Origin of the sequence: Algiphilus sp. (assembly GCF_023145115.1) — a bacterium.
Lineage (GTDB): Bacteria > Pseudomonadota > Gammaproteobacteria > Nevskiales > Nevskiaceae > Algiphilus.
Genome location: NZ_JAGLEJ010000006.1, coordinates 19,743 through 44,431 on the forward strand (window position 1 = coordinate 19,743; position 24,689 = coordinate 44,431).

The window sequence follows — 24,689 nt, forward strand, 5'->3', positions numbered from 1 at the left end:
CCTACTATGCCGACACAATGAACGGCGGGCGCGCCAGCGCAGTCCGCTCCACCAGCAGACCGATGCGCATGCGATGTCCGCACTGCAGTGCGCGCGACCTGTCGCGCTCCCAGCGAAGCGCCTGGCAAAGGGCGCTGGGTCACGTGTGGCCGTTCCGGCCCTATCGCTGCAAGAGCTGCGGCGAGCGCTCGTGGCAGCACATCCGATGGTCGGACGAACGAACGCCCTTCTTCACCTCCGGTGCGGCCGCGCTGCTAATCCTGATCGGGGTCCTGACCCTGCTGTGGCCCGATGCGCCTTCGCCGCAGCCGGCCACGGGTCCGAGCGCCACCATCAACGATGTCGCCACCGATGACGTGCCCCCGGGCAACACCACCGGCCGAGCGCCCGCCACGCCGGACAGCCGGGGCGACCTGACGCCGCACGATGCACACGCCGACGCCGCCACCGCGACGGCCGAAGGGCCCGACACACCAACCCCCACCGAGATGGCGGAGGTGGAGCCAGAACCGGAGTCGGCGCCGGCGCCCGATGCGACCGGCTATCGCGAAACCACCGATCGCGTGCACATGCGTCGCGGCCCGGGTTCCGAGCACGCGTCCATCACCATCCTCGATCGCGGCCGCATCGTGCCGGTGCTCGAGCCGCCCCGCGGCGACTGGGTCCACGTCCGGCACTTCGATGCCGACGGGTGGGTCCACGGTTCCTTCCTGCGGCCGGCGGCGCCACCGGCGGACGGCTAGCCGGGAAAGCGGTATCCGAGCAGCACGCTGACGACCAGCGGATCGAAACGCAGCCGGGTACGACTGGTCCCCAGCCGGGTGCCGTCCTCGGCATCCAGCGTGACGGTCGCGGTGGTCTCCAGGGGAATGAAGGCCAGCTGCGCGGTCAGCCCCCAGCGCTCGGACAGGCGGAACCCCAGGCCGCCGGCGACGACGGGCGCCAGCACCGGGTCCAGCGCGACATCCAGCCGCGTCGGCCCGGGCCGTCCGGCGGCCGCCGCGAGCGGCACGCCGAAGCGCCGGTTGACGGCTTCGTCGAAGGCATCGCTGAAGCCGACCTCGGTGAAGAACACGAAGGTGCCGCCGGCCGCCAGGAACGGTCGCAGGAGCGCGTCCGGAGCGCCGAAATGGCGTTCCAGCAGGACGATCGGGCTCCACTGCCGTGCGGACGCCACCGGATTGAACTCGGGCCGTCCGGTATCGAGGTTGATCAGCAGCCCCGTCGGACCGGTCGGCGCGACCGTGCCGGTGGCGCGCAGCCGGGAGGTGGGCGGATATCCCACGGTCAGATTCAGCGCCCAGTGATCGCTGAGAAAGTGCTTCACGATCAGCCCCAGCGTGTCGGCGCTGCCGGCATCGGTGGCGATCTCGTCCGAGCGGAACGCGCTGTCCACCCCCAGAACCGGAAACAGCGCGCTGTCGCGCAGCGTGTTGCGCGGCGGCGCGTTGTCGTCCAGCGGGTGCGAGTGCACCCAGCCGAACTGGACGATGGTGTCGCCACGCTGCCCGGCGCCGCCGGCTGCGGGCAGCGCCAGCAGCAATGCGGCGACGAGCGCGATCGGGACGCGCCGGCCGACCTTGACACTCATGGGCGGATCATTCCTCGGCGTTGCGCTCCAGTATGCCTTCGGAGCACTCCTCCCCGAGCCGGGCCACCAGATCCGCGAAGCCGCGCAGACGCTCGTCGAGATCGATGCGACTGCCGTCGTCCAGCCCGATGGCGAGGGTGGCGAGCTCGTGTCCGGGGCGCCAGCCGCGCGCATGGTCGTGGGTCAGCTGCACGATGCGGGAAAGCGGCACCCAGCGATAGCCGGTCCAGTGCGCCACGCGCAGTCCTCGCCCGGGAAAGTAGTCGATCCACTCCCGGTGCGCGCGCAGCGCCAGCCAGGCGAAGGCCAGTGTGAGCAGCGCCCCGACCAGCAGCAGCGGCAGCGCCTCGGGACCGCGCGCCCGAACGATCTCGACGCTGGCGAACAGGCAGGCCGCCGCTACCAGCGCCGGCGCCACCGCGCGCGATCGCGGATGCGCATAGCGCACCGCGCCGTTGCGGCCGACGGTGCCGCGGCGGTCACGATCGCTGTCGCGCTCGCCGGCGGCGAGCAGCCAGCAGAAGCCGGCCAGCACCAGCAGCACGATCGGAAGCAGGAAATCCATGACGTACGAGAGCTTGCCCGATGCAATCGGAACGCGCGCGGCGATGCGCATTCATCGGTAGTTCAAGCGCCGCGCGCTCTACTGCCGCCACGCGCCGACAGACGAAGGCGCGCGTACCCATTCTCGACCGGGAGACGTGCCATGAACACGCACACCATCAGCAGCATCGCCCTCGCCACCGCGCTCGCCTTCGGGACCAGCGCCGCGCAGGCGCTCGACCTCAGCGTCAACGCCAACATTGGCGTCGATGCCGACACCAGCCTCGACAAGCAGTTCGCCGCCCTCGATGCCGACGGCAACGGCAGCATCAGCAAGTCCGAAGCGACCGCCAATGCCGAGCTGCAGTCGCGCTTCGCCGACCTCGACGACGACGATGACGGCGCGGTCACCGAGGCCGAATTCCGTGCCGGCCTGAAGGCGGAGGGTTCCGGCGGTCTCGGCGCGGCCGTCAGCAACGTCGGCGGCAAGGTCAAGTCGGGCGTCAAGGCCGGCGCGGAGGCGACCGGCGATGCGGTGGGTACCGCTGCCGAGAAGACCAAGGAGGGCGTCCAGGCCGGCTACGAAGCCACCAGGGAAGCGGCCGGCACGGCCGCACGGAAGACCAAGGAAGGCGTGCAGGCAGGCTACGAGGCCACCAGCGAGATGGCCGCCGATGCCGCAGAGAACACCAAGGAAGGCCTGCGTGCCGGCGCCGAGAAGATCGGCGAGATGAGCGGCGGCGCCCGCGATCGCGCCGCGGTCGGCGCCAACGCCGGCGCCGAGCTCGGCAACGAGCTGCTCGGCCGCTTCCGTCATCTCGATGCCGACGGCGATGGCCTGGTCAGCAGCGCCGAAGCGCGCGCCGACACCAAGATCTCGGCCAACTTCGAGACCGCCGACGCCGATGGCGACGACGCCCTCGACCACGCCGAGTTCAAGGCCGCCGTCGAGGCGGAGGCCAGCTCGGGGCTGTTCGGCCGCCTCTTCGGCGGCCGCTAGGACCCGAAGACGGCGCTGTGCCACCCCGGCCCCCGCGCAGCCGCGCGGGGGCTTTTTCGTGCCCGGGTCTTGTCAGCGCGGCCGCGCAGCGCCACCGTGATCGCCGGATCCGGAACCCTGGACGTGGCGCATGCGTGATCGCATCACCAGACGCGCGATGCTGGCAATGAGCGGTGCCGCCGGCTGGGCCGCCGCCGCACCGGGCACCTTCGCGGCGGCGGACGCGTCGGTCCCCACCCGCCCCATACCGTCATCGGACGAGCCCGTCCCCGCGATCGGCCTGGGCAGCTGGATCACCTTCAACGTCGGCGACGATCCGGTCCTGCGCGATGAATGCGCTGCCGTCATGCGCGCCTTCTTCGCTGCCGGCGGCCGCATGATCGACTCATCGCCGATGTACGGCTCCTCGCAGGCCGTCATCGGCTACGGTCTCGACAAGCTCGGGCGCACCCGGGAGGCCTTCTCGACCGACAAGGTCTGGACGCGCGACGGCGATGCCGGGCCCGATCAGATCGCGACCTCGGCCGGGCACTGGGGCGTGTCGCGCTTCGACCTGCTGCAGGTGCACAACCTGGTGGCGTGGCGCGACCATCTCGCGCTGCTCTTCGAGATGAAGGCACGCGGCCGTCTGCGCTACGTGGGCGTGACCACCTCGCACGGGCGCCGCGGCGACGAGCTGGAGCAGATCATGCGCTTCGAGCCGCTCGACTTCGTGCAGCTCACCTACAACCCGGTCGACCGGCACGCCGAGCAGCGCCTGCTCCCGCTCGCGGCCGAACGCGGCATCGCCGTCATCGTGAACCGACCGTTCCGCGGCGGCAGCCTGCCCGAGCGGCTCGCCGGCAGTCCGCTGCCCGGCGTGGCGAAGGAGCTCGGTGCCACCACCTGGGCGCAGCTGATCCTCAAGTTCATCCTGGCGCATCCGGCCGTCACCTGTCCGATCCCGGCCACGACCCGGGTCGCGCACGTGCGCGAGAACCTCGATGCCGCGCACGGGGCCCTGCCCGACACCGGCATGCGCTCGGCCATCGCCCGCGTCATCGCGGACCGGCTGTGAGCGCGGACTGGGCGGACTATCGGCCGGCCGACTTCCTGCTGTTCTCCGGGCGCACCTACTACCGCCTGTTCGAGCGCTGCAACGAGGCCCACACCGCGATCAATCTGGCGCTGATGGCCGCGGGCGCGCTGGTCGCGCTGCTGCTGCTGCTGCTGCTGCGCGGCGATGCGCGCGTCCGCCGGGCATGGCCGCTGGTGCTGGCACTGGCCTGGGCCTGGAGCACATGGGCCTTCGTGTGGTCGCTCTATCTGCCCATCCAGTGGGCAATGCGCTACGCGCTGCCCGTGCTGGCCGCCCACATCGCGATACTGCTGATGATCGGGCTGCGGCGCGGGATGCCGACACCGCCTCCACCGGACCGGATCGCCGCCGGCACCGGGTGGACCCTGATCGGCAGCGCGTTCCTGCTCTGGCCGGCGGTGGCGCCGTTGACGGGCCACGGCTGGCGCAGCGCGGAGCTGTTCGGCAGCGCGCCCGACCCGACCGCACTTGCCAGTCTGGGCTTCGCACTCATGCTGTCCGGCACTGCGCGCTGGGTGGCGGGCGCGGTGCCGATGGCATGGTGCCTGTTCGCGGGCGCGACGCTGCTCACGCTGGGACAGCCCGCGGGTTGGTGGCTGCTGGCGGCGCCGCTGCTGGCGCTCGGCGCGTCGGTGATCGAGCGCATCCGCGCGCCGCGCTGACGGCACCGCGCCCGCCGCCGGGCGCTCGCCGCACGGGTTTGCACGACATTCCGCGGACGCGCATGCTTGCGGAAAAGCGGTGGGAGGAGACGCATTGTCCAGTCTGCCGACAAGCCCCCTGCTTGCAACCGGTGCGCACGCCGATGACGAGCGGCAGCGTCCGGAGCGGGTTGCGGGACGCATCGCGATCGGCTACGCCGTCGTGGTGCTGGCGTGGATCCTGGGCAGCGACTATCTGCTCACCGCGATGTCGGTCGCGCTCGTCGACGCAGAATGGTGGCAACACAGCCTCAAGGGCGCCGCCTTCACGATCGTCACGGCATCCCTGCTCTACAGCGTGCTGCGCCGCAACTTCCGGCGGCAGGCGGCGCTGCAGCGCGATGCCGAGGCCACCACCGAACGACTGCGCCTCGCGATGGAGGGATCCAGCGCGGCAGCATGGGTCTACAGCCCGCGCGCGGGCAGTAGCGCCCCCTTCAATGGCGACCTGGAGATTTCGGCCGAGCTCAAGGCGCTGATCGGGTCCGCCGCCGACGATCCACCGCATGATCTCGCCGACTGGCATGCGCGCATCCACCCCGACGACATCGAGCCGCTGCGCGCGGCATCCTCCGCATGCCTGTCCGGGGCAAGCAGCGAGTACCGGGCGCTCTATCGCATCCGTCACCGCGACGGCAGCTGGCACTGGCTGGACAGCCGGGGCCGGCGCGCACCCGGTGACGGAAATCAGTGGATCGGCATGGTCTGGGACGTCACCGCGCTCCGCGAGGCGCGCGAGAGCGGCAATCTGCTGACATCGCTGTTCGATAACGCCCCGGACGGCCTGCTGGTCACCGACAGCGACGACGGCATCGTGCGTGCCAACGACGCGGCCGCTCGCCTGTTCGGTCTTTCCCGGCCCGAGATCGAGGCCCGCGCCTTCGACGCGGAACTGCTGAACGTGGTGGACCCCGGCCGGCTGAAGCGCGCGCTGATGCGCGTCCATCGCGACCACTACTGGGCCGGCGATCTCAAGGCGCTCGACGCCGAGGGCGCCCAGCGCCTGCTGTACGTCCGCATGAGCGCGGTGCGCAACGAGCACGGCGCGCCACCCCGGTACATGGTGCTCATCAGCGATGTCACCAGCGAGGCCGACGCGCGCCAGCGCCTCGAGTTCCTCAGCCGCTACGACCCGCTCACCGAACTGCCCAACGCCAGCTATTTCCGGGAGGAAGTCGACCGCGCCCTCGTGCAGACCGACGGCGGATACCGCGCGCTCCTGTGCATCGATCTGGACCGCTTTCAGCCGATCAACGAACTGCTCGGCACCGCGGCCGGCGACCGGGTACTGGCCGAATGCGCATCGCGGCTGCGGATGGTCGCCGAGCCGATGGGTGTGGTCTGCCGCCCCTCCGGAGACAGCTTCTCGATCCTCAGCCCGCCGCTTGCCGATACCGGGCGGGTGGATCAATGGCTCGAACGCGTCGCTACCGCCTTCCGCCCGCCCTTCGAGGTCCTCGGCAATCCGCTGCTCATCTCCTACAGCGGCGGCGTGGCGATGTGGCCGGACGATGCCGGCGACGCGACCACGCTCCAGGTACGCGCCGAAACGGCCCTCGCCCAGGCGCGGTCGCGCGGTGGCGGCCGGGCGCTGCGCTACGAGCCGGCATTCTCCGAGGCGAGCGCCTCCGCGCTCTGGCTGGAGGGCGCGCTCCGGGACGCTCTGACCCACGACCGGATCGAGTGCCACCTGCAGCCCATCGTCGACCTGGCGGAGGGGCACGTGATCGGTGCCGAGGCGCTGGCGCGCTGGTGCCTGGACGGGCGATGGGTCTCGCCGTCGGAGTTCGCCCCGGTTGCCGAAGCGCGCGGCCTGGTCGGTGAGCTGAGCGACCTCATGCTGCGCAAGTCCGCGGCGGCGGTGCAGCGACTCGAACGCGCCGGCCGTCTGCCGCCGGGCTTCCGCGTCAGCGTCAACCTGTCGTCGCTGCAGGTCGTGGCCGAGCTCCCCGGCATCGTGGCCCGGGCGCTGGAACGCTGCGGGATGCGTCCCGACAATCTGTGCCTCGAACTGACCGAATCCGCAGTCATCCAGCAACCGGATACGGCGATCCGCGCGCTCGGCGAACTTCGGGCCAGCGGCATCACGGTCTCGATCGACGATTTCGGCACCGGCTACTCGTCGCTGACCCAGCTCCAGCGTCTGCCGGTGGACTTCGTCAAGCTCGATCGCGGCTTCATTCAGAAGCTGCACGAGGATCAGGCTTCGCGCGGCATCGTGCGCGCCATCATGGCGCTGGCCCGGACGCTGGATCTGCAGACCATCGCCGAAGGCGTGGAGAACGATGCCCAGCGCGAAGCGCTCCTCGAACTGGGATGCACCACCGGACAGGGCTTCCTGATGTCTCCCGCCCTGGCGCCGGAAGTGTTCGAAGCCTGGCTTGCCGATCCCTGGAAGCCGCCGGCGACGACCCGCTGATCGCGCTTCAGAACAGCTCGATGTCGTTCTGCGCGCGCGACTGCACCGAGAAGCGCGACGCCAGCGTGCGGTAATCCACCACGCGGTTGCGTCCGCCTTCCTTGGCTGCATAGAGCGCGCGGTCGGCACGCTCGACCAGCGTGGGCGGCGCGCTTCCCGGCTCGATGGCGCAGAAGCCGATGCTCACGCTGACCGCGCCCACACGCGGAAAGGCCGCTTCGGCCACCAGCGCGCGGAAGCGCTCCAGCGCGGCACGGGCGTCGGCGCGCGAGCTGTCGCCGAGCAGTACCGCGAACTCCTCACCACCGTAGCGGAACACGGCATCGCGCTCGCGGAAGCTGGCCCGCAGGTGGCGCGCCATCAGGATGAGCACTTCGTCGCCGTAGAGATGGCCGAAGCGATCGTTGACGCGCTTGAAGTGGTCGACGTCGATCAGCGCCAGCCAGTTGCTGGTATCGCCGCTGCGACGCGCGTGACGGCCGGACGACGCGCCGGCAACGCGTGCCAGTCGGGCGTCGAAGGCCGCGCGATTGCGGAGCTGGGTCAGACGATCGCGCTCCGACTCGTCGATCACGGTCAGGAAGTTCTGATACAGGCGAACGAAGCCCTGCAGGATGTGCTCCTCCTGCTCCCCCTCGCCCGCAATGTGCACCGCCAGCACGCGATCGTCGCCGAGCGCTGAGGCCAGCGGCAGCGAGTACCACATGCCGTCGCGCGTGTCGGGGAAGCGGCCGGTGGGGGTACCGGCGGGCAGCACCCGGATCTCGGTCAGCGGCAGCATCTCGCCGAGCGTGCGCAGCAGGCTGGTGTGCAGCGTGGCGCGCTCGCGGTCCCGGGTCAGCGCCACCGCGGAATCGAGCAGTGCCACGCCGCCGTGCAGCGGCGTTCCGACCGCAGGCGGTTCGGGATCGGTCGTGCTCCAGTCGAGCGTGGGCAGGGCTGTCATGCGGGCATTCGCATGCGGGGCGGACGCTCATCAGAGCGCAGCAGCGCACCGCGCGCGCGATCGCGCGGCCCTGCGGCACACACCGGCCGACGTGCGGCCGCTACGCCCGTCAGCGCCCTTCCGGCTCCGCCGTCGCCACCGGCTCGTAGTCGAAGCGCTGACCGCCGATGGACGCTTCGTACATCAACCCGCCGAGCGCGACGGTGAACACCGCCATGCCCTTGTGGTAGCCGCCGAAGGTCCTGGCGTCGTGCCGCCCGCCACTCGCGCCCGCCGAGGCACCGCCCCCGGTGGAAGCACTCGCCGAGGCACCGGCGGTGATCGCCACCGCGCTGGCGTCGGCGCCGAACTCGAAGCTGCCGCTGGCGAATTCCTCGAAGGCACGCCGATCCTGGAAGAAGATGATCTGGCTGTAGGCCTGTCCGCCAAGCTGAAAGCCGATGCTGAGCTTGGTCATCACCACGTTGCCGACGTGATCGCCGCCGACATAGGCGCGGCCCTTGCCGAGCGCACCGCCGACGCCGATGCCGCCCTTCCCGATGGTGGGGAACACGGCATAGGCATGGCTGCGCTCGAAGTAGGCCGCGCTTTCGCCGGCGTCGCGGAACACTTCGACGGTCTCGGCATAGCTGTCCGCGAACACCGCCCCGACGGGCGCACTGCACAGCAGCAGAGCCGCAAGCCAACGTCGCACCGATTGCATGACGCACCTCCCGCGCATCGAAACTCCACGGAGTATGGCCCCGTCGCGGGCCTGACTGCACCTGCCCCGGCAAACGGAGCGCGCGATGCGCACGGTTCGCCGCGCTGCCGGAACGACGCCGCCCCGGCCTCCCGGCCGGGCTTGCGCTGGATGCCGGATTGCGTCAACGTCGGGCATCCGGGCTCGGCCCGTTCATCGACACAAGCGCCGGAAAACAGGCGCGGCACTGTTGGAGGAGACAGTCCGATGCAGCACGAGGCAACATCGGTGCACCGCGAGACACGCTGCGCGCTGGCTTCGGAGGCCGGCCGCAACGAGTGGTTCTTCCAGGGCATCGCCGCCATTGCGCGAGTGGCGCCCACCGGGCTGGTCGCACTGGTCGGACGATGGGTGCTGGGGCCTTCCGGGGTCGCGCGCTGCCTGCCGCACCTCCGCGACAGCGAGATCCGGCGCCTCGCACAGGCGCAGCCGATCGATTTCGTCGCGCGCGTGGCGCTGGTGCTGGACCCGCCGACGCGCGAATGGGTGCTGCCCAAGCTGCCCTTCGAGACCGTGCTGGGCTGCGCGCGCGAACTGGTCTCGCTGCAGGCATTCGAGGCCACCGCCGAGTTCGCCGAGCTGCTGCCACGCGCCACGCTCAAGCAGCTGGTCGTGCAGCTCGACGATCCCGGAAGCGTCGCGCACATCGCCGGTCATCTCTCCGCCGACACGGTCGCGCACGTGCTCGCGGCCTTCTCGCCGCGGCTGGCCGCGGACCTGGTCGAGGCCGTCTACCGGGAGGGATACGCCGAGACCGCATCCGCGCTGGGACCGCGACTGGCGGCTCCGCACCGGGCCGAGATGCTGCCGCTGCTCTCCGAGCCGGCGCGTGCAGCGGTGACCGCCGACCTGCCGCGCGACGCCTGACCCCGGACACGGCACCGGGCATGCCGAACACCACCGCCGCGCTGCCGGCCGAGGCCGTTTCCCTGCTCGACTACTGGTTCGGCGACGGCGACGACGCCGAGATCGCCGGGCGCCGCGCGTCGCTCTGGTGGGGCAAGGACGTCGCCGTCGACGACGACATCCGGTCGCGCTTCGGCGGCCTGCATGCCGCGGCGATCGCCGGCGCGCTCGATCACTGGCTCGCGCATCCGCGCGGGCGGCTGGCGCTGATCCTGCTCGTCGATCAGTGTCCGCGCGCCATGTTCCGCGACGACGCCCGTGCCTGGACCGACGACGAGCGCGCGCTCGGCTGGTCCATCGCCGGACTGCGGTGCGGCGACGATCGGGCGCTGCGGCCGATCGAACGCGTGTTCGTCTACATGCCACTCGAGCACGCCGAGGACATGCTCTGCCAGCACGCGGCGGTGGGCTGCTTCGAGGCGCTGGCCGCCTCGGTTCCGGAAGCGTACCGCGCGACCTTCGACACCTTCACCGGCTTCGCGCGCAGCCACCGCGACGTCATCGCGCGCTTCGGCCGCTTCCCCCATCGCAACGCCGCGCTCGGCCGCGCGAACACGCCGGCCGAGGCGGCCTATCTCGCGGAGCCGGGCGCCGGCTTCTGATCACGCGGCCCCTGCGTGCCACCATCCCGTACACTGCCCCGCCGAGCAAAGGCGACGGCATGGCGAAACCGAACTACTCCTACGAGAAGCGTCAGCGCGAGCTGAAGAAGAGCCGCAAGAAGGAAGAGAAGCGCCAGAAGAAGGCGGCGCGTCAGGGCGAGGACAACCCGCCCGCCGACGACGGCGAACGCCGCGACTGACGCGCGTCGGGGCGATCAGACGCTCTCGCGCCAGCCCCGCCACAGCAGCCACGCGCCCCACAGCATCGCCAGCGCCATGATCGCGCGGCCGGCGTTGAGCGTGATCGCGGCGAACGTGGTGTCCCAGGCCAGCAGCCCGGTCTCGCCGAGAATGAATTCCCAGTCGTGGAAGCCGTACGGCGAACTCTTGCCGTAGTTGCCACCCAGCAGGGGCAGCTCGCCGGCGCGGGCGTCCGCCATGTAGGGCGCGATGTCCAGGAAATTCTCGCCGAACCAGAGCAGGCAGACGCTGCAGCCGAAGGTGTCGGCGCGCAGGAACAGCGCGACGCCGCAGACCACCGGCATCAGCAGCTGGCCGAGCGAGCCGCCGAGCGAACCGACGAAGTCCCCGAATATCCCGAACACCAGATGGCCGGCCTCGTGGAAGGGCAGATTGACCGCGTGCATGAAGGCCGGGTCGTGGCCGAGCTGGTACAGGTCCCGGACCATGTAGCTCGCGCCCCAGAGCGCCAGCGCCGCACCGGCGATCGCGCGCGCCCACCACACCGTGCGGTCGCCCTCCGGCGGCGTCATCAGCGCCGACCAGAGCCGGGCCCCGAACCCCGGTTCGGCCGCCCGCAAGGCGCGCTCCCGCTCCAGCGCGGCGCGCTGCTCCAGGTACTCCTCGTACTTGGCGAACACCACGCCGCACGCCGCGCACTGCGTGCTGCCGGCGGCGACCCGATGGTGGCACTTCGGGCACTCCATCCCGCTCCGTCCCTTCCCCCGGGAGCGCGCAGGGTGCCCGGTGCGATGACGATGCGTCCAGGGGCTGCACGCTGATGGCCGCGGGCGGTCGTGGCAGGCTGGGCGGCAGAGTCCCCGGGCCGCGGAGCGCGTCATGGCAGAACCCCGATTCGGTATCGGCGAGATCGTCCACCACCTGCGATTCGACTATCGCGGCGTGATCGTCGACGTGGATCCGCAGTACAGCGGGTCCGAGGCATGGTACGAGCAGGTCGCGCGCAGCCGGCCGCCGAAGGACGCGCCCTGGTACCACGTGCTGGTCGACGGCGCCATGCACAGTACCTATGTCGCCGAGCGCCATCTCGAGCACGGCGACACCAGCGTGCAGATCGAGCACCCTGCGCTCGGACAGTTCTTCGACCGCTTCAGCGACGGGCGCTACCACCCGCGGAGGCAGTACAGCTGAGGCGCGGCGCCGACCGCGCCCGGCGCCGGGCGCTACGCTGTGGCCTCCATCCGGAAGGGGGACGCCCGATGCGCCGTTCGCTGGTCACACTTTCCACGCTGCTTCTCGGCGGCTGTGCCTTGCTGGGATCCGACGCGCCACCGCCGGCGCCCGACCCCGCACCCGGAGCCTCCTCGCTGCATGCGCGCGTCGAGACCGCCCGGCAGGCAGCGGCGGAGGACGGCGCCACCATGTTCGCGGTGGATGCCGAAGCCTCGGACGTGCGCATCCACGTCTTCCGCGGTGGCCGCGCGCCCAGGCTGGGGAAGAATCACGTCATTGCCGTGCGCGGGCTGAAGGGCTTCGTGGCGCTGGACTCCGATCTGCCCGTGGATGCCGGCTTCACGCTCGCCTTCCGGCTCGACGCGCTCGATCTCGACCCGGATGCGCTGCGCACCGAAACCGGCGGCAGCTTCGGGAAGCTGCTGAGCGAGGACCAGATCGAGGGCACCCGCAACAACATGCTGAGCGCCGACGTCCTCGATGCCGAGCGCTTCCCGGAGGTGATGCTCAGCGCGATCCGCATGCGCGGCGACTGGCCGATGCTGGTGGCCCGGACGGCGGTGACGCTGCACGGCACGACGGTCGAGTACGACACGCTCATGCGCGTCACCCGCGAGGACGACCGATTGATCGCGGAGGGCAGCATGGTGATCCGCCAGACCGATTTCGGCATCACGCCGATGACCACGCTCGGCGGCATCCTCGGATTGCAGGACCCGCTGGGCATCACCTATCGGCTGGTCGCACGCGGCGCGTAGCGGCCGCACTGCGGGTGGCACGTTGCCATTGATTGGTGTCAATGTTTGCGCTACGCTAGCGCCCCCTTTCGCAGCGCACGATGCCGCCCGATGGCCAAAGCCCCCCTCGATGACGACACGCTGGATGGCTTCCGGCGTGCACAGCAGCTGGCGTATCGGTGCGCCGAGACCGTGGCCGCGGAGCTGGAACCCGGCATCAGCGAACGCGAGACCGCAGCCCGCATGCAGGCGTGGCTGGTCGCGCACGGCGCCACCGAATGCTTCCATCGACCGTTCGCCTGGTTCGGTGACCGCACCGCCTTCCGGGGCGCGGTCGGCAACCGGCTCCTCGGGGGCTTCAACCCGGCGTTCTACCCGGGCAGGCGCCGGCTCGGAGCGAACATGCCCTTCATCCTGGACTGCGCCCCCACCCTCGACGGCTACACCGCCGACATCGGCTACAGCGGCGCGCTCGGCGGCAACCGGATTCTCGACAAGCTGATGGACGACCTGCAGGCCTACCGCGCGCTCATCCTGGAGCAGGTGCGCGCGCGCCGTCCGCTGGCGGAAATCAGCCGCGCGGTCGATGCCCTGTGCCGCGAGCACGGCTACGACCCGCGCCACAAGGCCTACCCCTTCGAGACCCTGGCGCATCGCGTCGAGATCCTGCCCGACAGCGGTACCGGGCAGCGCTGGACGGTGGGCCGCTTCGGCGTGCGCAACATCGGCGAGCTGGTGCGCGACCGGGTGCGCGGCGCGCGCGAGGGCTGGAATCCGATCTGGAACAGCTCGACCGCCTCCGAGCACCCGCCCACGCCCGGTCTCTGGGCGGTGGAGCCGCATCTCGGCTTCCGCCACGTCGGCGCCAAGTTCGAGGAGCTGCTGGTGGTGACCGAGGACGACGCCTTCTGGCTCGATGACGATGTGCCGCATGTGCGCCGCTGGACGACGCGCGGTCTCCGACCCGCGCAGCGCAGGGCCGCCTGATGGCGCTGACACCCAGCCGCATCCTGGAGGACGGTGATGTCGCCCTCGCGATCTACGAATGGGGACGCGCGGGCAACCGCCCCACCGTGCTCCTCGTGCACGGCTACCCCGACGCGGCATCGGTCTGGACGGCCACCGCCGAGCGGCTCGCCGCGGATTGCCACGTGGTGGCCTACGACGTGCGCGGTGCCGGCCGGTCGGGCCGGCCGGCGGCCACGCGCGCGTATGCGCTCGACCGGCTGAGTGCGGATCTCGGCCGGGTCATGGATGCGGTGAGCCCGGATGCCCCCGTCCATCTGGTCGGGCACGACTGGGGGTCCATCCAGTCGTGGGAAGCGGTGACCACGCCCGAGCTCGCCGCGCGCATCGCCTCGTTCACGTCGATCTCGGGCCCCTGCCTGGACCACGCCGGCCACTGGATCCGCCAGGGCCTGCGCTCGGCCGCGCCGGAGCGCCTGCGTGCAGTGACGCGCCAGCTCGCCCACTCCTGGTACGTCGGCGTGTTCCACCTTCCGGGCCTGGCACCGACCTTCTGGCGCACCGGAGGCGAACGCCTGTGGCCGGCGGTGCTCGAACGCGTCGAGGGCATCCGCGAAGCGGCGCCGAGCGAGACCCAGGCCGCCGACGGCGCCACCGGCGTGCGTCTCTACCGGGCCAACTTCGCAGCGCGCGTGCTGCGCCCCTCGGAGCGGCGCACCGACGTTCCGGTGCAGTTGCTGTTCCCGCGCAGGGACCATTTCATGGTGCCGGAGCTGTGGGACGATCTGCCGCACTGGGTGCCGCGGCTGTGGCGCTTCGATGTCGATGCCGGGCACTGGCTGCAGGTCAGCCATCCGGACCTCGTCGCCCACCGCATCGGCGAATTCGTGCGCCACATCGAGGGCGCCCCCGAAACGACTGCCCTGCAGCGGGCACGCCAGCGCGCACAACGCGGGAACGGTGCGTTCGCCGGTCGCCTGGCACTGATCACCGGCGCCGGGTCCGGCATCGGCCGCGAGACCGCGCTGGCCCTGGCCGAGCGCGGCGCCGACGTGGTGGCGGTCGACATCGACGGCGCCGCCGCCGAGCGCACGGCCGAGCTCTGCCGCCTGCTCGATGTCTGTGCCTGGTCGCAGTCGGTGGACGTCGGCGATGTCGCGGCGATGGAGACGCTCGCGGCATGGGTCGCCGGGACGCTAGAGGCACCGGACATCGTGGTCAACAATGCCGGCATCGGCATGGCCGGCGGCGTGCTCGACACCGAGGCCGAAGACTGGCAGCGCATCCTCGACATCAATCTGGGCGGCGTCATCCACGGCGCGCGCCTGTTCGGTCGCCAGATGGTGGCCGCGGGCAAGCGCGGCCACATCGTCAACGTGTCGTCCGGGCTGGCCTTCCTGCCTTCGCGCACGACACCGGCGTACGCCACCACCAAGGCCGCGGTGCGCATGCTGAGCGACTGCCTGCGCGCCGAGCTCGGCGCGCACGGCATCCACGTCGCCGCGATCTACCCGGGCATCGTCAACACCGGCATCGTCACCCGGACCCGCTTCGCCGGCCAGGATGCCGAGACCGAGGCGGCCTCGCGCACCCGCATCCAGAAGCTCTACGAACGCCGCAATCTCGGGCCCGGAGCAGTGGCCGCAGCCATCGTCGACGCCATCGACGAACGCCGGGCCGAGGCTCTGGTGGGCGTCGAGGTACACGGCCTGCATTGGCTGTCGCGCTTCGCCCCCGGCATCGCGCGCCGACTGGCGCGCATCAGCGCCGACTGAACAGGAGGTTGCCGTGATCGCCTTTCCGCGCCGCAAGCCGGCTCCGACCGCCAGCCGCACCGATACGCCGCTGCCGCAGCGCCGCGTGCGCTTCGACTGGTCGGACACGCCCCTGGAGTGGATTCCCGGCCAGCCCTTCGCCAGCCACTTCATCAACGAGATCAATCTGCTGCTGCCGGCCGGGGAGTTCTGGTTCTGCCGCGTCTACAGTCAGGCGCTGCCGCTGATCACCGACGATGCGCTGCGCGCCGACGTACAGGCATTCATGCGTCAGGAAGCCATGCACGCGCGCGCGCACGGCGGCGCCATCGCGGAGTACCTGAACGCGCACGGCATCGAGACCGAATCGAATACGCGGCAGGAGGACTGGCTCTTCCAGACCCTTCTGGCCGACGCGCCCTTCGGACGCGCGCTGCCCGCACCGCTGCAGCGACGCTGGCTGGTGTTCCGCCTCGGCATCATCGCGGCGGTGGAGCACATGACCTGCGTGCTGGGACGCTACGCGCTGCACAACACGGCCTGGGACGAGGCCGGCGCCGATCCCACGCTGCTGGATCTGCTGCGCTGGCACGGGGCGGAGGAGATCGAGCATCGCAACGTGGCGTTCGACCTCTACCGGCACCTCGGGGGCGGATACATCTCGCGCTACTACCTGGCCTGCATCGCCATGCCCACGATCTTCGGCCTGTGGGCGCACGGCGCGGCGCACATCATGCGCCAGGATCCGCGCTTCGCGGACCGCAGGCCCAGTGCGCTGCGGCCGTGGATCTGGCTCGAGTGGCAACGCCAGTCGCGCGGCGGGCACCTTCCCTCCCTGCCCTGGCTGATGCGCCGCGAGCTGTCCTTCTTCCGGCCCGACTACGATCCGCGGGACGAAGCCTCCACCGAGGAGGCACTAGCCTATCTGGAGCGCTCGCCCGCCGCACGCGACGCGGCCTGAGGCCGGACCGGCGCTCCATCGCGGCGGATGCGGCTGGGTGGTGCACCGAACCAGCGCCGGCAGGCTCGCGTCAGCGCCGACTGCTCGGACAGCCCCACCAGCCCCGCCACCTGCGACAGGGGCATGCGCGTGCCGGTGAGATAGCGCAGCGCCGCCGACCGGCATACCTCGTCGCGGATCGCCTCGAAGCTGGTGTCCTCGGCCGCGAGATGCCGCTGCAGCGTGCGCGGATGCATGGCCAGCGTCGCCGCCACGCGCTGCTTGTCGGCGCCGCCGGTAGCGAGGCCGTGGTCCACCGCCAGCCGCACGCGATCGGCGACGCTCTGGCCCGGCGTGCCGAAATGCTGATCCATGTAGTTGGCGGCGAGCTGGCGCAGCGTGGTGTCGACGGCGCGCAGCGGCGTCTGCAGATCGATCGGATGGATGAGCAGCGCCGCGAAGGGATCCTCGGCACGCACCTCGGCACCGAAGAAGCGCGCGTAGTGCGCCAGCGGCGCCAGCGGCGCGTGCGGCAGCGTGACGGCGTGCAGGCGGTAGTGGTCGCGCCCCAGGAACTGCAGGATGCGGTGCATCACGCCCAGGCTGAGATCCATGCCCTGACGCGTGACCGGCATGCCTTCCACCAGGTAGGCGATGCGCAGCTCGGCCAGCCCGGGCTCACGCGGGCTCGGCAGCAGCGGCGTGAAGGCGATCGCGGGACTGTGCACGAAGAGGTAGCGCGAGGCGCACTGCATGGCGTCGGCCACGGTGGGCGAATGCTGCATCGCGACCGCCAGCGGTCCGAGGATGCTGATGTCCTGCGTGCCCGCCAGCCGGAGCCCGAAATCGGGACAGTCCAGGAGGTCGGCGCTGGCCTCCAGCATCTGCGCCGTGCTGCGCAGGGGGATCAGCGCGTCCTCGTCGTCGAGCGCCTCGGGCGCGACGTGGAAACGGCGCAGCAGCGGCAGCGGGTCGCCGCCCAGCTCCCGCACCAGCGACACGTAGCCACGCAGCCCGCCCGACCGGATCATCGCGCTCATGTCTCACAGGGTCAAATCATTGACCCGGGAAGTCAAGTCGTGCGCTTCGAACGGTGAGAATCTACCGTCCCGCATACCGACAACCCCAAGGAGACGGGCCTTGAAGCATTTCGACGACCGCGTGGCCGCCGTGACCGGCGCTGCTTCCGGCATCGGCCGCGAGCTGGCCGTGGCACTGGCCGGACACGGCTGCCATCTGGCGATTTCCGACGTCAACGAGGCCGGTCTGGCCGAGACCGCCGCGCTCGCACAGCGCGCCGGGGCGGTACGCGTCACGACGCAGCGCCTCGATGTCGCGGACCGCGAGGCCGTTTTCGCGTGGGCCGATGCCGTGGCCGCCGAGCACGGACAGGTCAATCTGATCTTCAACAACGCCGGCGTGGGCCTCGGGGCCACCGTCGAGCACATGGCCATCGCCGACTTCGAGTGGCTGATGGGCATCAACTTCTGGGGCGTGGTGCACGGCACCCAGGCCTTCCTGCCGCACCTGCGCGCCACCGGCGACGGTCACGTCATCAACATCTCCAGCCTGTTCGGATTGCTGTCGGTGCCCTCGCAGTCGGCCTACAACGCCGCCAAGTTCGCGGTGCGCGGCTTCACCGAATCGCTGCGCCAGGAGCTCGACATGCTCGACTGCGGCGTCTCCAGCACCACGGTGCATCCCGGCGGCATCAAGACGGCCATCTCGCGCAACGCGCGCATGGATCGCAGCCTGCGCGATCTGGGCATGGACGAGGAAACCGCCGGCAGGGACTTCGAGAAGAACTTCATCACCAGTGCCGACAAGGCCGCGCGCATCATCCTGCGCGCCGTCCGGCGCGACCGGCGGCGCGTGCTGGTGGGACCGGACGCGGTGCTGCTCGACAAGGTGCAGCGCCTGTTCCCGACCCTCTATCAGCGCCTGACGCCGGTGCTGATGGCGCGCGACCGCAAGGAGCGCGCGGCGTGAACGCACCGGCGACGGACGATGCCGCACAAGCGCGCTTCGAGCGCGACGGCGTGGGCATCGCGTACCGCGATTCCGCGCCCGGTGACCAAACCCGCCCGGCGGTGCTGCTGCTGCACGGCTTTCCGGACACCTCCGCGATGTGGCGCGCGCAGATCGCCTTCCTGCACGACCTCGGCTATCGCGTTCTCGCGCCGGACACGCGCGGATGCGGCCATTCGGACATCGCGCCGCGCCGCCGCGACTATCGCGCGGAGACCGTGATCGCCGATCACGTGGCACTGCTCGACCATCTCGGCATCGCGCGTGCCGACGTCGTCGGCCACGACTGGGGCGCGGTCTTCGCCTGGCTCGTAGCGGGCCACCATCCCGAGCGCGTGAACCGGCTGGTGACGCTGTCGGTCGGCCATCCCGAGGCCTATGCCGCCGGCGGCTGGGAACAGAAGCGGGCCGGCTGGTACATCGGGCTGTTCCTGCTCGCCGGCATCGCCGAGCGCACGCTGCTCGGGCGCGGCCGCTTCCGCCTCGAACGGACCATGCCGGAGCACCCGGAACCCGCCGAGGTCCGCAACCGGATGGCCGCACCCGGGCGACTGACCGCCGCCCTGCGCGTCTATCGAGCGAATGCCGTCGGCGTGCTGACGCGCGGGCACCCGCGCGTCCGGGCGCCGACCCTCGGCATCTGGAGCCGCGGCGATCGCTTCCTGACCGAGCGCCAGATGCGCGACTCGCGCCGCTTCGTCGACGGCGAGTGGCGCTACGAGCGACTGCCCGGCGGGCACTGGATCCCGCTCGAGGAACCCGCGCGCCTCAACGCGCTGCTCGCCGACTTCCTGGGCGACGCCCGCACCCCATCCGCCTGACGGAGACCACTGCATGACCACCGAAACCCTCGACGTCCTCGTCGTCGGCGCCGGCCTTTCCGGCATCGGCGCGGGCTACCACCTGCAGAACCGCTGCCCCGGCAAGACCTACGCCATCCTCGAGGCGCGCGACGCCATCGGCGGCACCTGGGATCTGTTCCGCTATCCCGGCATCCGCTCGGATTCGGACATGTTCACGCTGGGCTATGCCTTCCACCCCTGGGAGGACGGCAAGGCGATCGCCGACGGGGCGTCGATCCGCGACTACGTGCGCGATACCGCCGACCGCTACGGCATCAGCGACCGCATCCGCTTCCATCACCGCGTCAAGCGCGCCAGCTGGTCATCCGCCGAAGCCCGCTGGACCGTGGAGGCCGAGGTCGGCGAAGCACGCGAGACGCGCCGGTTCTCCTGCCGCTTTCTCTACCTGTGCAGCGGCTACTACGACTATCACGAGGGCTACACGCCGCACTTCGAGGGACGCGAGTCCTTCACCGGCGAGATCGTGCATCCGCAGTTCTGGCCCGAGGATCTCGATTACACCGGCAAGCGCGTGGTGGTGATCGGCAGCGGCGCCACCGCGGTGACGCTGGTGCCGTCGATGACCGACAAGGCCGCGCACGTCACCATGCTGCAGCGCTCGCCAAGCTACGTGCTGTCGCTGCCAGACGAGGACCACACCGCCGAGCAGCTCGGCCGCTTCCTGCCCAAGCGCTTCGCCTTCGGGGCCGCGCGCTGGAAGCACGTCATGCTGTCGATGGCCTTCTTCCAGTTCTGCCGCCGCTTCCCGGAGCGCGCGAAACGCATGCTGCGCAAGCAGGTGGCCGCTCAGCTGCCCGACCATATCGATGTCGACACGCATTTCCGCCCCAGCTACAACCCGTGGGACCAGCGGCTCTGCTTCGTGCCCAACGGCGACCTCTTCAAGGCACTGCGCGCCGGAACCGCGTCGATCGCCACCGATCACATCGAGCGCTTCACCCCGGAGGGCATCCGGCTGCAGTCCGGCGAGACCCTCGCGGCCGACATCATCGTCACCGCGACCGGTCTCAAGATGCTGGCGCTGGGCGGCATCGATTTCGAGGTCGATGGCGAGGCCGTCACCCTGCCCGAGCATCTGAGCTACAAGGGCATGATGATCAGCGAGGTGCCCAACATGGCGATCGCGCTGGGCTACACCAACGCCTCCTGGACCCTGAAGGCCGATCTCACGTCGATGTACGTGTGCCGCCTGCTCAACCACATGGATGCGCGCGGCCTGGACTACTGCCTGCCGCGCAACGACGATCCCGGTCTCGACGAGGAGCCGATCATCGATCTCGCCGCCGGCTATGTGCTGCGCGCCATCGACCAGTTCCCCAAGCAGGGCTCGAAGGCCCCGTGGAAGCTGTACCAGAACTATGTGCTGGACCTTCTGACGCTGCGCTACGGCAGCGTGCGGGACGACGCCATGGTGTTCGGACGGCGCGGCGAGGGCGTGTCCCGGGTCGCCCGACGGCAGGCGGCGTGACGAGCGGCGCCGGGGGCGCCACCCGCCGCCGGTGATTCAGGCGTAGGGACGGTTGTCCGTCACCCGGCGGCCGAGCAGCTCGGGCAGCGCACCGATGCGGAATCCGGTCGACCGCCGCGCAGTTCGCGCCAGCACCATGCGCGCGCGCAGCCGATCGATGAAGCTGCTGAACTGGGTGTGCCCGCCCAGCACGTGGTCGATGCCGGCCTGGGTCAGCTCGACCAGCGTCTCGGCATCTGCCTCGTGGATGACGATCTCCTCGCGCTGGGCCATCTCCTGGAGAGCCAGGCGCAGGTCGCTCTGGCGCAATCCGGTGATGCGGCGCCATTCCTGCCGGAGATCGTCCATGTACAGTCTGCCGCCCACATGGACGTGCAGCTCGGAGAAGACCCGGACAAGCGCCAGCGCGCGCACGGTATAGGTGACTTTCATGGCATTCCCCGCCTCTTGTCGATGAACGCGCGCAGCCTTGGTCGCGCGATGAGACAAGCGCTGTATACCCCGGTCGGCGGCCCGGGCGGCCGCACGCCGCGACGAACGGACGCCTCGGTAGCATGAATGGCGTCCCGTTGGATGCGGACAGACGCTGACGGGGGCCCGCGGATGACGTATCGTTGGCCGGCGATATCCATCAACCGAGGCGTTCATCCATGCAACCCGTTCGTTCGCAAACCGCAACCGGCCACCAGACGTCCGCGCTGGCCACCAATCAGGTTCTGCGCAACACCTATCTGCTGCTGTCGATGACGCTGGTGTTCAGCGCGCTCATGGCCGGCGTGGCGATGGCCATCAATGCCCCGTACGGCATCGGCCTGGTGTGCTCGCTGGCGGCGCTCGGCCTGCTCTGGTTCGTGGTGCCGCGCACCGCGCACTCGGGCAGCGGGCTGTACGCGGTGTTCGCCGTGACCGGCCTGCTCGGCTTCGGGCTCGGTCCGGTGATCAATGCCTATCTGACCGGCTTCGCCAACGGCGGCCAGATCGTCATGCTGGCGATGGGCACCACCGGCGTGACCTTCGTCGGGCTGTCGGCCTACGCCATCAAGAGCGGGCGCGATTTCAGCTTCATGCGCCAGGCGCTGATGGCGGGCATCCTCATCGCCTTCGTGGCGGCCATGGGCATGCTGGTGGCGTCGCTGTTCGGCGTCTACTTCGAGCCGCTCGCGCTGGCCATCTCCGCGGCCTTCGCGGTACTGATGTGCGGGCTGATTCTCTATCAGACCGGCGAGATCATCAACGGCGGCGAGACCAACTACATCCTCGCCACCATCGGGCTCTACATCGCCATCTACAACCTCTTCACCAGCCTGCTGCACCTGCTCGGCTTCGGCATGGGCGAGGACTGAGGACGCCCGCGCTACGCCGCTGACGGCGCCAGGAGCGCATAGCGCTCGCGGTAGCGCCGCGGCGGCACGCCGACCTCCTTGGTGAACAGGCGGCGGAACGAGCTGACATCGCGGTAGCCGACCGCCTCGACGATGCGCTCCAGCGGCGCGTCGGTATGCTCGAGCATCTGCTTGGCGCGGTCGATGCGCATCCGCTGCAGGTAGTGGCCCGGCGGCATGCCGGCGACCTCGCGGAAGCGGCGCAGGAAGGTGCGCTCGCTCATCGCGGCGCGGGCCGCCAGCTCGGTCACGGGCAGATCGCGCTCGAGGTGCTCGCGCATGTAGGCGATGGCGCGCTCGATGGCCTCGTCGCGCGTCGCGGTGAGATGCTCGGCGCTCAGATGCATGGCTTGGGTGGCGGCACCCGGATCGACCAGCATGATGCCGGCGCAGGCATTGGCCACCCGGTCTCCCATCTCGGCGCGGATGAGCTGCAGGCAGACGTGGCTCCAGGAGGCTGCGGATGCGCCGCACAGGACGCCGCCGTCCTCGGTGACGACTTCGCGCGGCTGCAGGTCGACCATGGGATAGCGCCGCCGGAACGCCTTGGTCAACCACCAGCTGGTGGTGGCGCGGCGCCCGTCGAGCAGCTCGGCCTCGGCCAGAATGAAGGTGCCGCTGCAGATCCCGCACAGGCGCTTGCCCTCGGCGTGCCGCAGCCGCAACCACTGGATGTGCTCATCGGGAATCGCCGCGACATGCGACACGACGTCGCGCCCCGTGCGGTGGTTGAAGCCCGGCAACATGATGATGTCGGCGTCACAGGCAGGGCCGTAGCCGGCGTCCACCGGCAGCATGAACCCCGCCGAGCTGCGCACCGGCTTGCCGTCCAGCGATACCACCGTCCACGAGAAGCGCCGCTCGGCCGGGAGCCCGGCGATGTCGGCCTGGATATTGGCGATGTTGAGCATCTCGATGGGACCGGTGATGCCGGTCGCCATGACATCATCGAATGCGAATATCGTCACATTTGGCATAAATCGCACCGCGTGGTTGGCGTTATTCGCATCAAAATAGTCTATAACGCCACTTCTGGCAAGCCGCGCCGCAGCGCAGCATGAGCCCATCGCTCACTGCCCTCCAGGGAGGTGCACCATGGCTGCCTTCGGCACACTGCAACGCGAACACTTGCGCGGCGACTTCTACGCCGAGCTGCTCGATGAACTGGTCCGGCCGGCCGGGCGGATGGACACGACGCCCGCCCCGGTCACGGCGAGGCCCCGGCCGGCGGTCCGGGAAGCGGCACGATCACGGACGCTGCGTGCGACGGCCGTCGGCGCACTGGTCGTGGCCACCACCGGCGCATCGCTCACCCTCGCGGGTCTTGCCGCGCTCGATGCGGTGGGGGCACTGCTCGCCTTCCACGCCTTCGCGATGCTGGCGCTGGCACTGGACAGCGGCAGTCGCTCGATGCTCCTCGGCGGTCTCGCGGCGCTTCCCGCCACCATGACCGGCCTGTATTTCCTCGGCAGCAGCGGGAGCGGTCTGGCACCACTGCTGGCGGCGCATGCGATACCGGCCCTCGCCGGCATCGTCGGCCGTGCGGCGCGCGCCTCGACGGCGGTCCGCGCATGGGCGGGCGGCGAGCTGGCAGCCGTGACCGGCGGTCTGCTGCTGCTGCTCTGACGGCCAAAAAAAGAGCCCGGCACGGGGTGCCGGGCTCCTTCGCCGGGGATCGATCCTGGGATCAGCCCTCGACCCAGCCCTGGATCCGGTCCTGGTTGTTGGCGATGTAGTCGTCGATCGCCTCCTCGTAGGAGCTGTCCTGCGCCTCGCTCATCGCCGCCTGGAGGTCATCCAGCGGGATGTGCATGTTGGTCAGGAATGCCGCGATCTCCGGATGATCCGCCTCGAAGCCCTCGCGCACCACGGCATCGATGTGCTCGGCCTCGCCGAGGGTGCCCTTGGTGTCCTCGAGGAAGCGCAGATCGAAGCTGCCGAACATCCAGTGCGGCGTCCAGCCGGTGACCACGATCCACTCGCCGCGGTCGATGGCGCGCTTGAGCGCCGCGGTCATGGCGGCACCACTGGCCGACTTGAGGTCGTAGTCGAGCCCGTACTCCTCGATGGTCTTCTCGGAGAGCTGCATGAGGCCGGCACCCGGATCGATGCCCTGGACCTCGCCACCCAGCTTGTTGACGTTGCCCTCCTTCTTGAGGTCCTCGATGCTGGACAGCGCGGCCTCGTCGACGTAGTCGGGCACGATCCAGCCGAGGCGCGCGCCCTCGTACAGCGGGCCGAGATTGACGACATCGTCGCCGACGCGGTCCATGTAGTCGCCGTGCGTCGACGGCAGCCATGCCATGAGCATGCCGTCGAGGTCGCCATTCGCAACGCCCTGGTACTGCACGCCGATGTCGGCCAGCGTGAGCGTGACCTCGTAGTCGTAGTTCTCCTCGATGACCCGCTTGGCGAGCTTGGTGACGAACTCGGCGTCCGACCACGCCGTCCAGCCGAACTCGACCTGCTTGGTCTCGGCGCTGGCCGTGCCCAGGCTGCCGACGGCCAGCGCTCCTGCCACGAGCGACGACGTCAGCAGACGATTGATGTGGATTCGCATAGCTCTCTCCTCTTCGTGTGTGGAACCAC

Annotated in this window: 27 protein-coding genes; 18 read left to right on the plus strand and 9 right to left on the minus strand. The window is 70.4% G+C overall.

The annotated features are described in order from the left end of the window. Positions 1-143: 143 nt before the first annotated feature. Positions 144-743 carry an SH3 domain-containing protein gene (locus tag KAH28_RS01990; protein WP_290574128.1) on the plus strand — a complete coding sequence of 200 codons (600 nt, stop codon included), beginning with the start codon at positions 144-146 and terminating at the stop codon, positions 741-743. Here KAH28_RS01990 and KAH28_RS01995 read toward each other — a convergent pair. Both KAH28_RS01995 and KAH28_RS02000 read right to left on the minus strand, forming a co-directional pair. Continuing rightward, entirely contained in the window at positions 740-1,591 is an 852-nt protein-coding gene (locus KAH28_RS01995; RefSeq protein WP_290574129.1) for an OmpW family outer membrane protein, read from the minus strand. The two genes, KAH28_RS01990 and KAH28_RS01995, sit on opposite strands and share 4 nt — an antisense overlap. A gap of 7 nt (positions 1,592-1,598) precedes the next feature. Continuing rightward, the gene (locus KAH28_RS02000; RefSeq protein WP_290574130.1) at positions 1,599-2,207 is read right to left on the minus strand and encodes a hypothetical protein; all 609 of its coding nucleotides are present in this window, start codon (positions 2,205-2,207) and stop codon (positions 1,599-1,601) included. Between the two features lie 90 nt (positions 2,208-2,297). On the opposite strand from KAH28_RS02000, the gene KAH28_RS02005 reads away from it, so the two are divergent. The 4 genes from KAH28_RS02005 (at position 2,298) to KAH28_RS02020 (ending at position 7,332) form a co-directional block, all read left to right on the plus strand. Then, positions 2,298-3,134, plus strand: coding sequence for a hypothetical protein (locus tag KAH28_RS02005; RefSeq protein WP_290574131.1), 837 nt, complete (start codon positions 2,298-2,300; stop codon positions 3,132-3,134). Between the two features lie 157 nt (positions 3,135-3,291). Then, positions 3,292-4,191, plus strand: coding sequence for an aldo/keto reductase (locus KAH28_RS02010; RefSeq protein ID WP_366918108.1), 900 nt, complete (start codon positions 3,292-3,294; stop codon positions 4,189-4,191). Continuing rightward, entirely contained in the window at positions 4,188-4,874 is a 687-nt protein-coding gene (locus tag KAH28_RS02015; RefSeq protein ID WP_290574133.1) for a DUF6064 family protein, read from the plus strand. Before KAH28_RS02010 ends, KAH28_RS02015 begins: the two co-directional genes overlap by 4 nt. A 94-nt stretch (positions 4,875-4,968) precedes the next feature. Then, the gene (locus KAH28_RS02020; protein WP_290574134.1) at positions 4,969-7,332 is read left to right on the plus strand and encodes a bifunctional diguanylate cyclase/phosphodiesterase; all 2,364 of its coding nucleotides are present in this window, start codon (positions 4,969-4,971) and stop codon (positions 7,330-7,332) included. A 7-nt stretch (positions 7,333-7,339) separates the two neighbouring features. Here the strand turns inward: KAH28_RS02020 and KAH28_RS02025 are convergent, their stop codons facing one another. After that, positions 7,340-8,278, minus strand: a complete 939-nt coding sequence (locus tag KAH28_RS02025) for a GGDEF domain-containing protein (RefSeq protein WP_290574135.1) — start codon at positions 8,276-8,278, stop codon at positions 7,340-7,342. Positions 8,279-8,387: 109 nt separating this feature from the next. Beyond that, positions 8,388-8,981, minus strand: a complete 594-nt coding sequence (locus KAH28_RS02030; protein WP_290574136.1) for a YSC84-related protein — start codon at positions 8,979-8,981, stop codon at positions 8,388-8,390. Positions 8,982-9,227: 246 nt separating this feature from the next. Here KAH28_RS02030 and KAH28_RS02035 point away from each other — a divergent pair, with 246 nt between their 5' ends. Genes KAH28_RS02035 through KAH28_RS02045 form a run of 3 tightly spaced genes read left to right on the plus strand, consistent with a single transcriptional unit; the run spans position 9,228 to position 10,728 of the window. Next, positions 9,228-9,887 (plus strand): hypothetical protein, encoded by a 660-nt coding sequence (locus KAH28_RS02035; RefSeq protein WP_290574137.1) that lies wholly within the window; start codon positions 9,228-9,230, stop codon positions 9,885-9,887. A gap of 20 nt (positions 9,888-9,907) precedes the next feature. Further along, positions 9,908-10,528 (plus strand): DUF924 family protein, encoded by a 621-nt coding sequence (locus KAH28_RS02040; RefSeq protein WP_290574138.1) that lies wholly within the window; start codon positions 9,908-9,910, stop codon positions 10,526-10,528. Between the two features lie 59 nt (positions 10,529-10,587). Then, positions 10,588-10,728: a hypothetical protein gene (locus KAH28_RS02045; protein ID WP_290574139.1), complete on the plus strand. Its 141-nt coding sequence runs from the start codon at positions 10,588-10,590 to the stop codon at positions 10,726-10,728. Between the two features lie 15 nt (positions 10,729-10,743). Here the strand turns inward: KAH28_RS02045 and KAH28_RS02050 are convergent, their stop codons facing one another. Beyond that, a complete protein-coding gene (locus tag KAH28_RS02050) occupies positions 10,744-11,475 on the minus strand; it encodes a hypothetical protein (protein WP_290574140.1) in 732 nt (243 codons plus the stop codon). A gap of 133 nt (positions 11,476-11,608) precedes the next feature. Here KAH28_RS02050 and hspQ point away from each other — a divergent pair, with 133 nt between their 5' ends. The 5 genes from hspQ (at position 11,609) to KAH28_RS02075 (ending at position 16,380) form a co-directional block, all read left to right on the plus strand. Continuing rightward, positions 11,609-11,920 carry a heat shock protein HspQ gene (hspQ, locus tag KAH28_RS02055; protein WP_290574141.1) on the plus strand — a complete coding sequence of 104 codons (312 nt, stop codon included), beginning with the start codon at positions 11,609-11,611 and terminating at the stop codon, positions 11,918-11,920. A gap of 68 nt (positions 11,921-11,988) precedes the next feature. After that, a complete protein-coding gene (locus KAH28_RS02060) occupies positions 11,989-12,720 on the plus strand; it encodes a YceI family protein (RefSeq protein WP_290574142.1) in 732 nt (243 codons plus the stop codon). 90 nt (positions 12,721-12,810) lie between these two features. Then, positions 12,811-13,686, plus strand: coding sequence for a M24 family metallopeptidase (locus tag KAH28_RS02065; RefSeq protein WP_290574143.1), 876 nt, complete (start codon positions 12,811-12,813; stop codon positions 13,684-13,686). Beyond that, entirely contained in the window at positions 13,686-15,440 is a 1,755-nt protein-coding gene (locus KAH28_RS02070) for an SDR family oxidoreductase (protein ID WP_290574144.1), read from the plus strand. Before KAH28_RS02065 ends, KAH28_RS02070 begins: the two co-directional genes overlap by 1 nt. A 13-nt stretch (positions 15,441-15,453) precedes the next feature. After that, entirely contained in the window at positions 15,454-16,380 is a 927-nt protein-coding gene (locus KAH28_RS02075) for a metal-dependent hydrolase (RefSeq protein WP_290574145.1), read from the plus strand. Here KAH28_RS02075 and KAH28_RS02080 read toward each other — a convergent pair. Next, a complete protein-coding gene (locus KAH28_RS02080) occupies positions 16,341-17,399 on the minus strand; it encodes an AraC family transcriptional regulator (RefSeq protein WP_290574146.1) in 1,059 nt (352 codons plus the stop codon). The two genes, KAH28_RS02075 and KAH28_RS02080, sit on opposite strands and share 40 nt — an antisense overlap. Before the next feature lie 100 nt (positions 17,400-17,499). Between KAH28_RS02080 and KAH28_RS02085 the strand changes: the two genes are divergently transcribed. Genes KAH28_RS02085 through KAH28_RS02095 form a run of 3 tightly spaced genes read left to right on the plus strand, consistent with a single transcriptional unit; the run spans position 17,500 to position 20,718 of the window. Further along, positions 17,500-18,348, plus strand: a complete 849-nt coding sequence (locus KAH28_RS02085) for an SDR family oxidoreductase (protein WP_290574147.1) — start codon at positions 17,500-17,502, stop codon at positions 18,346-18,348. After that, positions 18,345-19,208 carry an alpha/beta fold hydrolase gene (locus tag KAH28_RS02090; RefSeq protein WP_290574148.1) on the plus strand — a complete coding sequence of 288 codons (864 nt, stop codon included), beginning with the start codon at positions 18,345-18,347 and terminating at the stop codon, positions 19,206-19,208. The genes KAH28_RS02085 and KAH28_RS02090 overlap by 4 nt, the downstream gene beginning before the upstream one ends. Positions 19,209-19,221: 13 nt before the next feature. Next, a complete protein-coding gene (locus tag KAH28_RS02095) occupies positions 19,222-20,718 on the plus strand; it encodes an NAD(P)/FAD-dependent oxidoreductase (RefSeq protein WP_290574149.1) in 1,497 nt (498 codons plus the stop codon). Positions 20,719-20,754: 36 nt separating this feature from the next. On the opposite strand, the gene KAH28_RS02100 is transcribed toward KAH28_RS02095, so the two are convergent. Further along, positions 20,755-21,150 (minus strand): hypothetical protein, encoded by a 396-nt coding sequence (locus KAH28_RS02100; protein WP_290574150.1) that lies wholly within the window; start codon positions 21,148-21,150, stop codon positions 20,755-20,757. Between the two features lie 218 nt (positions 21,151-21,368). On the opposite strand from KAH28_RS02100, the gene KAH28_RS02105 reads away from it, so the two are divergent. After that, on the plus strand, positions 21,369-22,061 hold the full coding sequence (locus tag KAH28_RS02105; protein WP_290574151.1) for a Bax inhibitor-1 family protein: 693 nt from the start codon (positions 21,369-21,371) through the stop codon (positions 22,059-22,061). A gap of 11 nt (positions 22,062-22,072) precedes the next feature. On the opposite strand, the gene KAH28_RS02110 is transcribed toward KAH28_RS02105, so the two are convergent. Next, positions 22,073-23,068, minus strand: a complete 996-nt coding sequence (locus KAH28_RS02110; RefSeq protein ID WP_290574152.1) for a helix-turn-helix domain-containing protein — start codon at positions 23,066-23,068, stop codon at positions 22,073-22,075. Between the two features lie 127 nt (positions 23,069-23,195). On the opposite strand from KAH28_RS02110, the gene KAH28_RS02115 reads away from it, so the two are divergent. Further along, entirely contained in the window at positions 23,196-23,726 is a 531-nt protein-coding gene (locus tag KAH28_RS02115) for a hypothetical protein (RefSeq protein ID WP_290574153.1), read from the plus strand. A 61-nt stretch (positions 23,727-23,787) separates the two neighbouring features. Here the strand turns inward: KAH28_RS02115 and KAH28_RS02120 are convergent, their stop codons facing one another. Next, a complete protein-coding gene (locus KAH28_RS02120; RefSeq protein ID WP_366918109.1) occupies positions 23,788-24,648 on the minus strand; it encodes a glycine betaine ABC transporter substrate-binding protein in 861 nt (286 codons plus the stop codon). Between the last annotated feature and the right edge of the window lie 41 nt (positions 24,649-24,689).

Excerpts from the sequence above, each read along its gene's own strand:
- KAH28_RS02080 (WP_290574146.1), bottom strand. The coding sequence starts at position 17,399 with ATGAGCGCGATGATCCGGTCGGGCGGGCTGCGTGGCTACGTGTCGCTG.
- KAH28_RS02060 (WP_290574142.1), top strand. The coding sequence starts at position 11,989 with ATGCGCCGTTCGCTGGTCACACTTTCCACGCTGCTTCTCGGCGGCTGT.
- KAH28_RS02040 (WP_290574138.1), top strand. The coding sequence starts at position 9,908 with ATGCCGAACACCACCGCCGCGCTGCCGGCCGAGGCCGTTTCCCTGCTC.
- KAH28_RS02070 (WP_290574144.1), top strand. The coding sequence starts at position 13,686 with ATGGCGCTGACACCCAGCCGCATCCTGGAGGACGGTGATGTCGCCCTC.
- hspQ (WP_290574141.1), top strand. The coding sequence starts at position 11,609 with ATGGCAGAACCCCGATTCGGTATCGGCGAGATCGTCCACCACCTGCGA.
- KAH28_RS02095 (WP_290574149.1), top strand. The coding sequence starts at position 19,222 with ATGACCACCGAAACCCTCGACGTCCTCGTCGTCGGCGCCGGCCTTTCC.
- KAH28_RS02100 (WP_290574150.1), bottom strand. The coding sequence starts at position 21,150 with ATGAAAGTCACCTATACCGTGCGCGCGCTGGCGCTTGTCCGGGTCTTC.
- KAH28_RS02035 (WP_290574137.1), top strand. The coding sequence starts at position 9,228 with ATGCAGCACGAGGCAACATCGGTGCACCGCGAGACACGCTGCGCGCTG.
- KAH28_RS02010 (WP_366918108.1), top strand. The coding sequence starts at position 3,292 with ATGCTGGCAATGAGCGGTGCCGCCGGCTGGGCCGCCGCCGCACCGGGC.
- KAH28_RS02030 (WP_290574136.1), bottom strand. The coding sequence starts at position 8,981 with ATGCAATCGGTGCGACGTTGGCTTGCGGCTCTGCTGCTGTGCAGTGCG.
- KAH28_RS02065 (WP_290574143.1), top strand. The coding sequence starts at position 12,811 with ATGGCCAAAGCCCCCCTCGATGACGACACGCTGGATGGCTTCCGGCGT.
- KAH28_RS02115 (WP_290574153.1), top strand. The coding sequence starts at position 23,196 with ATGGCTGCCTTCGGCACACTGCAACGCGAACACTTGCGCGGCGACTTC.
- KAH28_RS02000 (WP_290574130.1), bottom strand. The coding sequence starts at position 2,207 with ATGCGCATCGCCGCGCGCGTTCCGATTGCATCGGGCAAGCTCTCGTAC.
- KAH28_RS02105 (WP_290574151.1), top strand. The coding sequence starts at position 21,369 with ATGCAACCCGTTCGTTCGCAAACCGCAACCGGCCACCAGACGTCCGCG.
- KAH28_RS01995 (WP_290574129.1), bottom strand. The coding sequence starts at position 1,591 with ATGAGTGTCAAGGTCGGCCGGCGCGTCCCGATCGCGCTCGTCGCCGCA.
- KAH28_RS02045 (WP_290574139.1), top strand. The coding sequence starts at position 10,588 with ATGGCGAAACCGAACTACTCCTACGAGAAGCGTCAGCGCGAGCTGAAG.
- KAH28_RS02050 (WP_290574140.1), bottom strand. The coding sequence starts at position 11,475 with ATGGAGTGCCCGAAGTGCCACCATCGGGTCGCCGCCGGCAGCACGCAG.
- KAH28_RS02025 (WP_290574135.1), bottom strand. The coding sequence starts at position 8,278 with ATGACAGCCCTGCCCACGCTCGACTGGAGCACGACCGATCCCGAACCG.
- KAH28_RS02005 (WP_290574131.1), top strand. The coding sequence starts at position 2,298 with ATGAACACGCACACCATCAGCAGCATCGCCCTCGCCACCGCGCTCGCC.